This window comes from Streptomyces sp. NPDC088124 (assembly GCF_040685895.1).
In the GTDB taxonomy this organism is placed as follows: Bacteria; Actinomycetota; Actinomycetes; order Streptomycetales; family Streptomycetaceae; genus Streptomyces.
In genome coordinates this window covers 20,926-34,532 of record NZ_JBFBJB010000036.1, presented here as the reverse complement: position 1 = coordinate 34,532, position 13,607 = coordinate 20,926, and the positions used below count along the sequence as shown (strand labels likewise).

General features: G+C 70.2%; 7 protein-coding genes and 2 pseudogenes. 7 read left to right on the top strand and 2 right to left on the bottom strand.

Annotated elements, in window-relative coordinates; genetic code table 11:
* Positions 1-80: 80 nt before the first annotated feature.
* The 5 genes and pseudogenes from AB0P17_RS27340 to AB0P17_RS27320 all read left to right on the top strand — a co-directional run bounded on the left by AB0P17_RS27340 (position 81) and on the right by AB0P17_RS27320 (position 6,610).
* The gene (locus AB0P17_RS27340; protein WP_365814582.1) at positions 81-3,131 is read left to right on the top strand and encodes a BTAD domain-containing putative transcriptional regulator; all 3,051 of its coding nucleotides are present in this window, start codon (positions 81-83) and stop codon (positions 3,129-3,131) included.
* A gap of 16 nt (positions 3,132-3,147) precedes the next feature.
* Complete coding sequence (locus tag AB0P17_RS27335) at positions 3,148-5,235, top strand: ATP-binding protein (protein ID WP_365814581.1); 2,088 nt, start codon at positions 3,148-3,150, stop codon at positions 5,233-5,235.
* Positions 5,236-5,374: 139 nt separating this feature from the next.
* Positions 5,375-5,611 (top strand): hypothetical protein, encoded by a 237-nt coding sequence (locus AB0P17_RS27330; protein ID WP_365814580.1) that lies wholly within the window; start codon positions 5,375-5,377, stop codon positions 5,609-5,611.
* A 77-nt stretch (positions 5,612-5,688) separates the two neighbouring features.
* A pseudogene (locus AB0P17_RS27325) lies at positions 5,689-6,098 on the top strand (transposase); the annotation flags it as partial.
* 131 nt (positions 6,099-6,229) lie between these two features.
* Positions 6,230-6,610, top strand: a complete 381-nt coding sequence (locus AB0P17_RS27320) for a helix-turn-helix transcriptional regulator (protein WP_365814579.1) — start codon at positions 6,230-6,232, stop codon at positions 6,608-6,610.
* A 349-nt stretch (positions 6,611-6,959) separates the two neighbouring features.
* Here the strand turns inward: AB0P17_RS27320 and AB0P17_RS27315 are convergent.
* Positions 6,960-7,547, bottom strand: a pseudogene (locus AB0P17_RS27315) (PQQ-dependent sugar dehydrogenase); the annotation flags it as partial.
* A 253-nt stretch (positions 7,548-7,800) separates the two neighbouring features.
* Here AB0P17_RS27315 and AB0P17_RS27310 point away from each other — a divergent pair.
* Positions 7,801-11,259, top strand: a complete 3,459-nt coding sequence (locus AB0P17_RS27310) for a glycosyl hydrolase (RefSeq protein ID WP_365814578.1) — start codon at positions 7,801-7,803, stop codon at positions 11,257-11,259.
* Between the two features lie 15 nt (positions 11,260-11,274).
* Here AB0P17_RS27310 and AB0P17_RS27305 read toward each other — a convergent pair whose 3' ends face one another.
* Positions 11,275-11,478, bottom strand: a complete 204-nt coding sequence (locus AB0P17_RS27305; RefSeq protein WP_365814577.1) for a hypothetical protein — start codon at positions 11,476-11,478, stop codon at positions 11,275-11,277.
* 1,582 nt (positions 11,479-13,060) lie between these two features.
* On the opposite strand from AB0P17_RS27305, the gene AB0P17_RS27300 reads away from it, so the two are divergent.
* Entirely contained in the window at positions 13,061-13,549 is a 489-nt protein-coding gene (locus AB0P17_RS27300) for a hypothetical protein (protein WP_365814576.1), read from the top strand.
* The last annotated feature ends 58 nt before the right edge of the window (positions 13,550-13,607 follow it).

Below are 13,607 nucleotides of genomic sequence, written 5' to 3'. Positions count from 1 at the left end.
AGAGCTGTTGTCCGCCGAGTCCGCGCTCTAAAGTTGCATGTTCAGCCGTGTGGTGAGCTGGTGAGCCAAAGGAGGCGATCATGACCGGTGGGCACCCCGTGCCGCGTAACCCGAGCGCGGGACCGGCCTTTCGGGTGCTGGGGACACTGAAAGTCTTAAGCGGCGGACGGACGGTGCCCGTCACCGCGGGACGGCAGCAGGTGGTGCTCGCCGCCCTGCTCCTGGAGAACGGCAGGCTGCAGAGTCGGGATCGCCTGATCCGGCTGCTGTGGGACGAGGAGCCGCCGGAAACCGCCCGCACCCAGGTGCAGATCTGCGTGTCCCGGGTGCGCAAGACGCTGGCGGCCGCAGGCGTCAAGGCCACCATCGTGACCCGGCCGCCGGGCTATATGCTCCAGATCGAGGACTCCGCGCTCGACCTCGACGTGTTCCGGCGGACCGTGGCCGAGGCCAATATGCTGGCAGGGCAGGGCAGGACGGCCGAGGCGGCCGATTCGATGCGCGCCGCGGTCGCCCTGTGGCAGGGGCCGTGTCTTGACGGGATCGCCAGCGAAACGCTCGCCCGCGTCGCCCAGCACATCGACGAGGAGTGCCTGGCGGCTGCCGAATCGTTCGTGGAGCTGGAGCTGGAACTGGGCCGCCACCGCCAGGTGATTGCCGAGATAGCCCGCCTGGTGAACGACAATCCACTGCGGGAGCATTTCCGCGCGCAGTTGATGCTCGCCCTCTACCGATCCGGCCGCCAACCCGAAGCTCTGGAGGTGTACCGCGAGGCGCGCAAGCTGCTCCAGGACGAACTCGGGCTCCAGCCTGGCGAGGAACTGCGCCGCCTCGAACGGTCCATCCTCACCGAGGACCCGGAGCTGCGGCTGCCGGATGCCCCCGGCCCCGGAAGGACCGCGGGCCTGCTCGCCGCGAAGGCGGACTCCATGCAGCCCCGCGAGGACCGGCCGGCCGCCGCGCGCGGCCCCGTCCCTCGTCAGTTGCCCGTCGACACCGCGGACTTCGTCGGCCACGAACACCTCGTCGCGGAGGCCGAGGCCGCGCTGACCGGTACCGTGCCGCACCGGGCCACGGGCATCGTCGTCGTCGCCGGCCGCTCCGGCGTCGGGAAGAGCACCTTCGCCGCCCGGGTAGCCCACCGGCTCGCCGACACTCACTTCCTCGACGGCCAGCTCTACTGCCGACTCCACGGCGGCCGGACGGATCCCATCGACCCGCGCGAGGTCCTGGGCCGCTTCCTGCGCGCGCTGGGCCTGCCGGGGCCCGCCATCCCGGACTCCCTGGAGGAACGCGGGGAGATCTACCGCAGCATGCTCGCCGACAGACGCATCTTGGTCGTCATGGATGACGCCGCGAGCGAGGAGCAGGTCTTACCTCTGCTGCCGGGCAGCCGCTCCTGTGGTGTCCTCATCACCAGCAGGGCACGGCTGACCGCCCTGCCCGGAGCCCACCGCGTGACCCTGGACATCCTCGACGAGAAGGACTCGCTGGAACTCCTTGGGAACGTTGTCGGAGCCGACCGCGTGCAGGGCGAACCGGCTGCAGCCAGGGAGCTCGTCGCTGCCGTGGGCAGACTCCCGCTCGCGCTGCGCATCGTAGCCGCGCGCCTGGCGGCACGCCCGTTCTGGCCGCTGGCGTCGATGGTGCGGCGTCTGGCCGACGAGAGCCGGCGCCTCGACGAGCTGGCCTACGGGGAGATGACCGTCCGAGCCAGCCTCTCGCTCACCTACGACGGGCTCACCGAGCCGGACCGCAGACTCTTGCGCCTGCTCAGCCTGACCAAGGGCTCCACCTTCCCCGGCTGGATGGCGGCTGCGCTGACGGGCGGCACGCCGGGCCCCTACCCGTCCGACATCCTGGAACCACTGATCGACGTGCAGATGCTGGACATCACGGGCGTCGACGCGGGCGGAGAGCTGCGCTACGCCTTCCACGACATCATCCGGCTGTTCTCCCGGGACCGGTTGGCCGCCGAGACCGACGACGGCGAGCGCGGTGCCGCTGTCCGCCGGGTGGGCGGCGCCTGGCTCTCCCTGATCACCGAGGCCCAGCGGCGCATCCTGGGCACCCGCTACCTCACCGGTTCGGCCGAGCACTGGCACCTGCCCGAGCGGCATGTCTCCACTGTCCTCGCCCGGCCACTGGAGTGGCTGGACACCGAGTTGGAGAACCTCAGCCTGACCGTGGAAGGGCTCGCGCAGGAAGACGAGGACGAGTATGCGTGGGAACTCGCTGTGAACCTGGCACCGTTGCACGAGGCCCGCGGCTATCTCGACCACTGGGCCCGCACCCATCGCAAGGCACTGACGGTGGTCCGCCGCCGCGGCAACCGTATGGGGCAGGCCGCACTGCTGGCCTCCCTCGGATCGCTGCACCTCAACCGCCGTAACCTGCCCGAGGCACGCAAGGCTCTGACCACGGCGTCGGAGATCTTCGAGGACCTGGGGCACGACAAGGGACTCGGCCTGAGCCACCGGGACCTCGGCATCGTGGCACGGCTCACCGGCCGCGACATCTCGGCGATGCTTCTCTTCGACAAGGCGCAGCGGTACTTCGACCGCAGCGGCGACCCGTGGGCCCGCGCCACCGTGCTCACCCAGCGGGCGGTCATCCTGCTCAGGCAGGGTGACGTCCGGCGCGTGGAGGCCGAGCTGAACGAGGCGCTGAGGATCTGGCGGGATCTCGGCTACGTCGGCGGACAGGCCCGGGTGCTCCAGCGCGTGGGTCAGCTCCTCCTGCACCGGAAGCAATTCGAGGGGGCCCGCAAGGTGCTGTCCGAGGGGCTTTGCATGGTCCTGGAGGACGGCGACGTAATCGGCGAGGGATACATGCTGCACGACCTCGGCCGGGTCCACATGGGCCTGGGCGAACTCGATGACGCCGCCGCTTTCTTCGACCGGGCGCTCGCCCTGCGCGAGGGCATCCGGGACCATGCGGGCGCCGCCTCCTTGCGTGTAGACCTCGCCGCCCTGTCGCTGCGCGCGGACCGGGCACGGCAGGCCGGCACACTGCTGGCCGAAGCGATGGAGGTGTTCAGCAGACTCGGCATGGTCGAGGAGCACGCCCGCGCCGCGCGGCTGTACCCTCACCGCTCCGCCGACGGTATCGATGCCCCGGCCGCAAGATGACTCGCACTCCGCACCGGTGAGGGGACAGCGGCCCACCGGCACCGCGGCCCCCCTGCACGCGCGACAGCAGACGTTCCTGCGCCGCTTCGTGGGCCGCCAGGACGAACTGGAAGCCTTCCGCACAGCGCTCGACGACTCGTCCGGCGCCATCGCGGTCCTGGCCTTGCACGGCCCCGGCGGCATCGGTAAGACGACGCTGCTCAGACACTTCGCCCTGGAGGGCGCCCAACGAGGACGCGACGTCGTCGAGGTGGACGGGGAACGGACCGAGCCCACCGAGGAGGCGTTCTGCGCCGCGGTACCTGTGACCGGAACGGCCCCGCCGGTCCTCCTCGTCGATTCCGTGGACCGCCTCGAACCGCTGGCCGACTGGATCAGGGACCAGTTTCTGCTGCGGCTGCCGCCCGGGTCGGTGGTGGTGTTCGCGGGTCGCCTGCCACCGAGCCTGCGCTGGCAGACCGACCCCTCCTGGGCCGACACCCTGCGGGTGCACCGCCTGGGCGGGCTCTCCCTTTCCCAATCGGCGCGTCTGCTCCGGGACAGCACGCCCGGCCGGGTCACCCAGGGCAGGGCCCGGCTCGCCTTCGCCGACGGCCACCCCCTCGCGCTCCGGCTCGTCGGCCAGGGCCAGGACACCCCGTTTGGGGGCGAGTGGCAGCCCTCCCCGGAGATCGTGCAGGACTTCCTGGAACGGGTGCTGGGCCCCGTGCCGTCCGCCGTCCACCGGCAGGCCCTGGAGATCTGCGCCCATGTGCCCGACACCACCGAGGACCTCCTGCGCGTCTTCCTGCCGGACGACGCGCACGAACTGTTCGGCTGGATACGCCACCAGCCCTACGCCCTCAGCCGGCGGGCCGGACTGCGCCTGCTGCCCGTCGTGGCAGAGGCCCTGGACCGCGATCTGAGATGGCGGGCACCGGACACCTACCTCTCCATGCACAAGTCGGTGCGCACCTACCTCCAGCATGTGATTCGCAATCGCCCCGAACCCGCCTCGCTCCGAGCCGCTGGCGCCTTCAACTACCTCCAGACCAGGGGAAGAAGGTTTCCCGGCTTCGAATGGGACGAGCACGACGACGCGGTGGACGAGACACCCTGCGGCCCCGACGACGTCCGAGCGGTCCGCGACTTCGCGTACGAGCAACTGGGGACGGGACGCGTCGCCGCCGTCGACTTCTGGCTGGGGCGGCAGGCCGCGGGCTTCCACCTGTACCGGTCGGTGCGGACCGGCGACGTCGTCGGCGTCCTGGGCGTGCTGAGCTTCGACCGTTGGGACGCGGTCGAAACGGTGATCGACCCCGTCGTCGCGGCCGCACGTGATCACATCGCGGCGAGCCGCGAGCTGCGCCCCGGACAACAGGTGCACCTGGTGCGCTTCGCTCTGGCCAGCAGGCGGGCACCCGAACTGACCGCCACCTCAGCCAGGATGGCCGCCCGTGTCACCTGGAAATTACTCAGACACCAACAGTTGGAGTGGACGATGCTCGCCGTCAATGACGTGGACGAGCAGTCTGCGCGGCTCCTGGAGTTCGCCGACTTCCGCCAACTCCCGCGCGGACCCCTGCTCGCGGAGCAGCGGGTGCGTCTCTTCGCCCACGACTGGGGCACTCACCGGGGCGACGAATGGAGTGACCTGCTGGACGACCGGATGTTTTTCGGGCTGCGGACGCCCGGAGTCGCCAGCCTGCCGAGCACCAGTGTGCTGTCCCGGGCGTCCTTCGACCGCGCCGTACACGACGCGCTGCGTGACTGGCATCAGCGGGAACGGCTGGCCACCAACCCGCTGCTGCACGCCTCCTTCGTCGCCAGCCGCCCCGGCGACCAGGAGAACCTGCGCCGACTCATCGTGGGGGCCATCGAGGCGATCGACAAGGACCCTAAGGCGAAGATGCAGCGAGCCGTCGTCTGGGCCACGTACGTGAAGGGCGGCAGTACTCAGCAGGCCGTGGCCCGCGAGTTCTCCCTGTCCTTCAGCACCTATCGCCGCTATCTGAAACGAGGAATCGAGAGGGCGTGTTGGCATCTGTGGGAACAGGAGGTGACCTACAGGGCACAAGCCGCGGTATCCCACTTCAACACCTCCGGACCTGCGACGACCTGGTAGCCGTTGGCAGGGGGCGGCATGTCCGGGGCCTATCGGGCAGAGATAGCGCCGTCAAAGCGGCGGGATTACAGCGGCCTCTAACTTTCCCCTCAGAAATCGACACCGCCCGAGGGACTCCAGGAAGAGGCAGCAGGCCACTATGAGGAACACCGACGTACGCGCCAAGAAGCTCGCCGCCATCATCGCCATCGGCGCGGCCCTTGTAGTCCTGGCCCCCACCGAGGCCGCCACCCACCTCCGCACCGCCACGGCCGCCCAGACGGCCACGGACGGCATCATGGACGACACCAACCCCTGGACCCGCCAGCGCCTGCAGACACTTCCCCAGACAGACGATCGTCGACAGGTCGCGGACCCTTCTACCGTGTCCGCATAGTTCAGGGCGGATGTGACACCGCTGACGGCTTCGACGTCGGACAGTAAGGCGCAAAGCGGAGGAACTGCTTCCTCCGCCCTCTTGCCAGGGGCCTGACCTCGATGTCAGAGGTCGCGGTCAGGACCGCCCCCACGCTGCTGGTCGCCGTCGGCTTGGCACGAGCTTCCCTACCCCCGCCCACCTCGCCGCCTACGCCGGCGTCGCCCCGACCACGAAGTCGTCGGGGACCTCGATCCACGGCGAACACGCACCACGCGGCGGCAACCGGCAGCTCAAACGCGCAATGTGCCTGTGTGCGTTCGCTGCCCTGCACGACCCCGCCTCCCGCACTTATCACGACAAAGGCCGGACCCGAGGGAAGAACCCCACGCAGGCGCTTCTCCGCCTGGCCCGACAACGGATCAACGTGCTGTTCGCGATGCCCCGCGACGGCAAAGGTGAACGTCCTCTCGCTCCCAGTGACCCTCCGTCGAGAGCCAACTATTGACAGCAGCCATCTTCCGGTCACCTTCTCGGTCAGCTTCCACTCACCGGACAACGGCGGCGCCCGGCCGCTGCACCCCATCCGACCACACCGACCAGAGGAGCCTCGTGCGTAGCCCAACGAACCCCACACCTGTGCGCCGCAGTAGCCTCCGGATGCCCGGCGGCGAACAGCGGTCCGTCCCGGTACGGCCGACTCTGGAGGAGAGGCTCGCCGCCGGCATGCCCCTGGACGAGCGCCAGCGCAAGCTGGTGGCACTGCTGCTCGCCGGGCACACGGACGCGAGCGCGGCCGGCCGGCTCGGCGTCAGTCCCCGCACGGTGACGAACATCCTCCGCTCGCTCATGGACAGACTGGGGGTGGACAACCGCTTCCAGTTGGGGGTGGCCATCGGCAGCAGGATGCGCGTGCCCGACCGGCCGAACCACCCGCCCCGGCCCGTCCCGTTGTCGGGCGAGCCGATGCCCGAGTTCGGCGTCCCGATGCCGTCGGCCCGCCGCGAGGCCGGTGTGTAGGCCTCGCGGCGGTCGTGGCCCGGAGATCCGATCAGCCACCGACAACGATGTCACACGGCCTCACCGTCTGCGTGACCCCCGGGGCTCGTCCTTACCGGCATCTTCGACCAGGCCCCTTGGTTCATCCGGGCCTATGTCGCACTGACCGCGCCGTTGTCGGCCAATAACCTTGAAAAGGCGGCACATGACGTCGTGCAGGGTCTCCTTTCCGGCGAAGGGTATTCGGCCTTCATGGGAAATGGCCCGGCACCTTCGGAGGCACGTATGCCATCCGCACGGACGCTGTGTTCAAAAGGCCGTAATGGATGCATCTGGCCAGACCCTGGAGCAGCCGGCCGCGGGCGGCGAACGGGTCGATGCGCAGCAGCGTGTCGAGGTTCTGCCCGTTGTCGTGCGGGTCGCTGCCCGCGCCGCCGTCGCCGAACGCGATGTAGAGGTAGCCGTCGGGGCCGAACCGGATGTCGCCGCCGTTGTGGTTGGCGTACGGCTGGGTCTGGGTGAGGACGGTGCGCCGGGTGTCCGGCTGGAGTTCGCCGTCCCGCACGGCGAACTCGTCCACGGTGCTGGTGCCTTCGAGGTTCGTGAACGAGATGTAGAAGTGCGCGAACCCCTTGTCGAACGCAACGCCCAGCAGGCCGCGTTCGCCGTCGGTGGTGGTCTCGTCGGATAGGTCGAGGACGGGCTCGCCGAGCCCCTGATCGTCCAGAACCCGTACGGTGCCCGCGTGTTCGGCCACCCAGACCGTGCCGCCGGGTCCGGCGGCACCGGCGACGGGGTTCTGGGCCGTGGCCACTTCCTTCAGCACGACCTCCGCCGCACCGCGTGGGGCTGCCCGCTCGTCGGCGGACGCCGTGGTCAGGGCCGAAGCGACGGGACAGATGGTGCCGATGATCGCCGAGCTTCTGGTGCGAACGTGTACGTGGCCCTCCTGGGGCAGCGGATGGAGAGGTGGCCCGCGGCTGCTCGGGCGGAGTTGTGCGGGTGTCGCCCGAGTCGCACGCAATCTGGGTGGGGTGATTGGTGCCACTGGCCATGGACGGGGATAGGGGGGCAGGGGTGGTTTGGCTTGGAACACGTCTCCCATCCAGCCGTCCACGTCATTGACGCTGGGCGGAAGGCTGCCCTAGCGTCCCCGGAAGCATTGAAACCTTTCAGCAACCGCCGGGACGCGGTCGGCCGAGGGAGACTCGATGAACGACGGCCCGCACAGCCGCAGACACGTTCTCCAACTCGGCGCTGCGGCAGCGGCGGCCGCGGCGACCGGTGCGGCCACCTCCTGGGGGTCCGCGCACGCCGCCGAGCCGGGCGGTCCGGCGGACCTTTCCACCGTCCCTGACGCCGCCGACCGGCCAGGCACCTCCGACCGCCCCGGCGCCTACTCGCCCGCCCGGTTCGCGCACCCCGGTACGGACAGCATGCCGCTGATCCTCTGGTTCTGGAACGGCACGGTGACCCCCGCCCTCGTGGACAGCGACCTCGCGGACATGCGGGACAAGGGAGTGACCGAAGTCCTGGTCTTCCCCTTCGACACCCCGGCCCTGCGCCCCAGGTTTTTCACCGAGGCATGGTTCGACATCATCGAGCACACGCTCCGCGAGGCCGACCGCCACCACATGCGACTGTGGCTGTTCGACGACGACTTCTTCCCGAGCGGCCGGGCGGGCGGGTTCGTGGTGAACGGCGGCCGGGTCGGCGACCGCGTCCACCCGCCGCGCCCGGACCTGCGGGCCAAGAACCTGGTCCGGAGCAGTGTCGAGGTCACCGGCGGGACGGTCGTCCCACTGGCCGCCCGCGCGCTGTCCGTCGCCGGCGGACGGCTGATCGCGGACGCCGCCGCGTACGACGGTGTCCGCGTCCTGAAGGAGGGCGCCGACTGGGCCGACTGCACGGTCACCGCCACCGTCCGTGTCGAGCGGGCCACCGCCGGTCTGCTGGTGCGCTGCTCCGACGACCTCAACGGCTACCTGGCCGACCTGCGCGCGGATGGCGGCCTCGACATCTGGCGGCAGCGGGACGGCGGATTCACCCTGCTGCACCGGGGTGACGCCACGCCGGGGTTCGACGCCACGGCCGACCACATACTCCGACTCTCCCTGCGTGGCCCGGTCATCACACCGTCGCTGGACGGTGCCGCCCGCCCGCCGGTGAGCGACACGACGTACGCCACCGGCACCGTCGGCGTACGAGCCGCCGCCACCCAGCGCTCCTCCTGGGGCAGCCTCACCGTCACCGACCCGGCCGACGCCTCCCTCTACGCCCAGACCTTCGAAGACCAGTCCGCGGTAGGCGAGTTCGAGACGCCGACCGCCCTCGGCGAGGTGGTCGCCGCGGCGGCCCGCCCCGCCGGAGCCACCGGGAGCGACACGGTCCCGAGGATGATCGACCTCACCGCCGCCGTACACGCCGGCGGCGTCTGGACCGCCCCCGCCGGCCGGTGGCAGGTCGACATCCACACCTCCCGGCCGCTCGCCGACGCCACCGGCAGCCGGCGGAACTACCTCGACCTCCTCGACGACGAGGCCGTGGACCTCTTCATGGACATCGTGCCCGGCGAGTACCTGCGCAGATTCCCGTGGGCCGTGGGCGGTGTCCTACGCGGATTCGCCGACGACGAGCCCTTCGTGGCGTCCGCGGACGCCGGCTGGGGACAGCCTCCCTGGTCCTCGGGCCTTCCCGCCGAAATCAGCGGGCTGGCCCCGAAGGCGGGCCTCGGGATCGTGCTGTCCGCCGTCCTCGACGACCTCGGCGACCAGGGGGACCGGCTGCGCGGCGTTTTCTGGCGCGCGGTCTCCAACCGGTTCTCCGCCGCCTACTACCGGCGTCTCGGCGCGTGGATGGGCGAGCGCGGGCTCGATGTCATCTCCAACCCGCTGTGGGACGAGTACGGCCCGGCCGAGCAGATCAAGAGCACCGGCAACCTCAACACCGCACACCAGTGGGCGCAGGTGCCGGGCACCGACCTGATCTTCGACCACTACCGGCGCGGGTACCACCGGATCCTGCCGCGCTGGCCCGCGAGCGCGGCCCATCAGACGGGGCGCACCCGCGTCTACCTGGAGGCCATGGGCGGTACGGGGTGGAGCGTGACACCGGCCCTGACCCGCGAGATCATCGGGGCGTTCGTCGTCCGCGGAGTCAACAAGGTCCTGCTGCACGCCCGGTTCTCCGACCGGAACGACATCGTCTTCCCGCCGCCGTTCCAGCCGGCCAACCCGTGGTGGGAGCTCTCCCGGCCGCTCAACGAGTGGATCGGCCGGCTGGTCGAGACGGCCCGGGCCACGGCCGGGGCCCGCACCGCGCTCGTTCAGCCGCAGCGGGCGGCGGAGTCGCTCCAGGACCGCCCCGAACAGAGCCGCGTCGACGAGGAGTTCACAGCCGCCGTCCACGCCCTGGAGGACGTGCAGATCGACTTCGACTTCCTGGACGAGGGCGCGCTGGACCGGGACCCGGCACTGATCGAACACGCCCGGCCGCGAGGCTCCCGGCTGGTGGTCGGACGCCAGGAGTACGGCATCGTCGTCCTGCCACACACGCCCGTGCTGTCGGTAGGAGCAGTGGAGTCACTCACCGCCTTCGTCGAGGGCGGCGGTGTGCTGGTGGCGATCGGCGAACTGCCGCGGCGCGAACCGGACGGCAGGGAAGAACAGTTGACACGGGCTCTGGCCCGGCTCTTCTCCGGCGTTCGGGCCTCCCGGACACACCGCGCGAAGGACCCGGCGGAGGCGGCGGCGACAGTGGCGGCGTCGGGAGGGGCCGCCGCCACACTGGTGCCCGCCACCCCCGACATCCGGGTGCTGCGTCTGGAACGCGGGGGCCGGCAGGCGTTCCTCCTGCACAACGAGCGGCCGGAGGCGGTACGGCTCACCGCGACGTTCCCGGCCCTGGGCGTACCGGAGATCTGGGACCCGGACACCGGGGAGACCGCCACGGCGGGCGTCTGGCGCACGGCGCCGACGCGATCGGGGACCGGTACGGACGTACCCCTGACGCTCGAACCGAAGGCGACGCTCGCCGTGGTCTTCCGCCCGCCTACCCGCACCACACCACCCCCGCACGCGGTCGAGTCGAGCGCACCGGTGGAGAACGTGACGATCGACGGCCCCGCCCGCGGGACCGCCACCGTACGCGTCTCCCACGCGACGACGGCGACGGTCCGGGTCGAGGCCCGGCACGGCGAGCGCCGGTACGCCGGAACCCTCACCGTCACCGACCCGCTGACCCCCATACCGCTGGACGGCGACTGGAGCCTCCGCTTCGACCGCGACGGCGAACAGCCCACCAGCCGCCCACTCGCCACCTGGACGGACCTGCGCCCCTCCTACTCGGGTTCCGCCGTGTACGAACGCCACGTCACCCTCGAAGCCCGCACCCTGTCCGGCCGCCTCTGGCACCTGGACCTCGGGGAGGTGCGCGACGTGGCCGAGATCACCGTCAACGGCGTGCGGCTCCCCGTCCGCCTGTGGGCGCCCTACCGCGCGGACGTCACCACCGCCCTGCGCGCGGGCACCAACTCCGTACGCGTACGGGTCACCAATACGGGCGCCAACGCCCGCGGCGAAACGGCCGCCTCGGGCCTCCTGGGCCCGGTGACCCTGCACCCCGAACGCCGCGTCGAGGTCCCCCTCACCCGCGCTCCCAACAGGCTCTGAGGCGGCCCGGTCAGCTCAGGCCAGGCGCACGAGGGCGTTCTCAGGTGCGATGAGCCGGCGGAAGTGCTCGACGAGCGACCTGACCAACGTGGGATCGCGCAGGACCACCCCGAGTTCTATGTTGTCGGCCAGGGCCAGGTCCGTGAGATTACCGCCCTCCTGCAGCCCCTTCTCGGCGACCCCGACCTGGCGTCGAAGTGTTGCTCGAACTCGTTCCACTCGGTGCTGGTCGGGGTCTCCACGCCGCCTACGCACTGGCCACCGCCATAGACCCCGATCGGACCGTCCGCTCCGTTTTCCGTACCCGTCGTTGGCGGACGGGGCTGAACTGTCCTGGTTCGCGGGCATCTCTGGTACCTGTCATCAGGCCCTACAGCAAGGCGGGTCGAGCGCGGCCTCGTCTCTCACCCAGCACGAGACTTCCCGGTGCTGGTTTGGTGCTGACCTCGGAGGGCCAACGACGGCAAAACCGCAGCTCGTAGCTCTGATCGGATGAGTTGTCGTACCACTCGATGGTCGTGCCGATGAGGCTGGCGGCGACGATGCGCTTCAGTTTGTTCGGAGCTGGTGGAGCGGCTGCGGGCGACGACATCGGCATCACTTCCTGGGGTGTGACGGGGACGTTTGCGTGTCGCCACACCGTAGGAATCCGCAGGTCAGGCGCACATGTGGCGGGGCAACACAGTTCGAGGGGCAGCTATGCGTGCAGCCACCATGCCGACTCGTGGAGAGGCGGCTCGGGGGATCGGTGGTGGTCGAAACGAGTGCCGTCCGGGACGCGTAGTTCAGGGTGATGTGACGGTGCGGTGCTGACTCCCGTGCTGATTTGGTGCTGACTACGCTCCGTTGAACTCGGAATGGTCCGGATCTTGGTCTGATTGAGTTGGTGGGCGCAACCCAGCGAACCCAGTCGGCCATGTCCGACCGCTTCACGGTTGGGCGCGAGCGCTCGTATGCCACCGGCGTGGAGTCGACGATCCAGTGGTTGTCGAACCTGCCTTGGCACGTGGGGGGAACATCTGGCCCCAGCGGGAGTTCACGAACCGCAGCCACCGCGACTCTGGAGACACCAGCTGGCACGTCCCGGTCGTCACCGCTGTCCGCGCGTCTGCATCTGAGCTTGGGTGAGCGGATTGAGTTCCTGGGTGCCTGCCCGGGCGACACGAGCTGATTGGGCTCAACTGTTCCATCATTTGGATCGGTTGGAGGTGATTGCGCCTTCAAGTAGCAGTTACCGACCCTCTGTTCCGGGTGCTTGTATGGAGGCGTGCAGGAGACCCGTCATCCGCTGGCCGTGGGACAAGCACGGCCTGCGGTTCACCCACGCTCGCGCGGGAAGCGCCCTCAAGCTCAGGCTGCCGCAGTGGCTGTGGCGCCGTCAGTGCCGTCGGTTCCGCCCGCGAGTTCCTGGGGCTCGCCCGGCTCGCCTCAAGCGAAGCCCGGGAGCCCCTGCACCGCCCCCGGCGTGTGGGTGCCCCGGTCGGCAGGTGGGTCAACCGCCGGCCGTCTCCTCGGCGCTGCTCGTCAGTGGTCCGCGGCACGAGTGCGTCACCCGCCGTCGCCCCGGTGGTGGCGACAGCGCTGCCGAGCAGAGCGAGGGCCTCGGCGGACGGACTACCGGGCTCGGCGTGGCAGACCACGAGCGCCTGGCGGCCAGCCCGCAGGGAGCCGCGACGAGACGGACGCACCGTCTCGCGCCGGGAGACGGTGCGTACTGCCGGTGGTCTTAGTGCTTTCTTCCGAGGTCTGCTGGGCCGGGAGACCGATTCCTTCCCCTCCGGGCGTCACTAGGGTGATTCACATGAGCAGCACAGTGCACAAGACCTCCCGCGACCGGGCTCTGGACATTGTCCGGGGCTACGTGGGGCACGACGCCGTCGCGGTCCGAGAGGCCCTGGACGGTCTGGACACAGGCGGCTCGCTGGAGGTGTACACCATCCTGAACGGCCTGTTGCGCTCCACCATCAGCGTCATGGAGCTGACCGGCAGGCCGTGGCGGCAGGACGACCTGGTGCGGCGGGCCGACGAGGTCGCCGTCTCGGCTCCGCCGCACTACGAGTTCGCAGTGTCCGAGGCGACGCGGGCCTGGGCCCGCGGAGATACGTCGGCGATGCGCGCGGCGTCGTGTCGGGATCCTGCCGGGGCCGTGCACATCACCGCCGTGGGCGTCACTGTTCTGGGGCAGGCCCTGTGGGGGCGGACCGGATTCCTCGATGTGCTCGGGGAGTTCCACGAGGCCGCCGCTGCGCTCGCGGACGAGTGGATCTACGACATCACCGAGCACCGGTAATTCAGAATTCCAAGTCTCTCGTCGGCTTCGTCGTCGATGCCACCACCTGCGAAGCCGG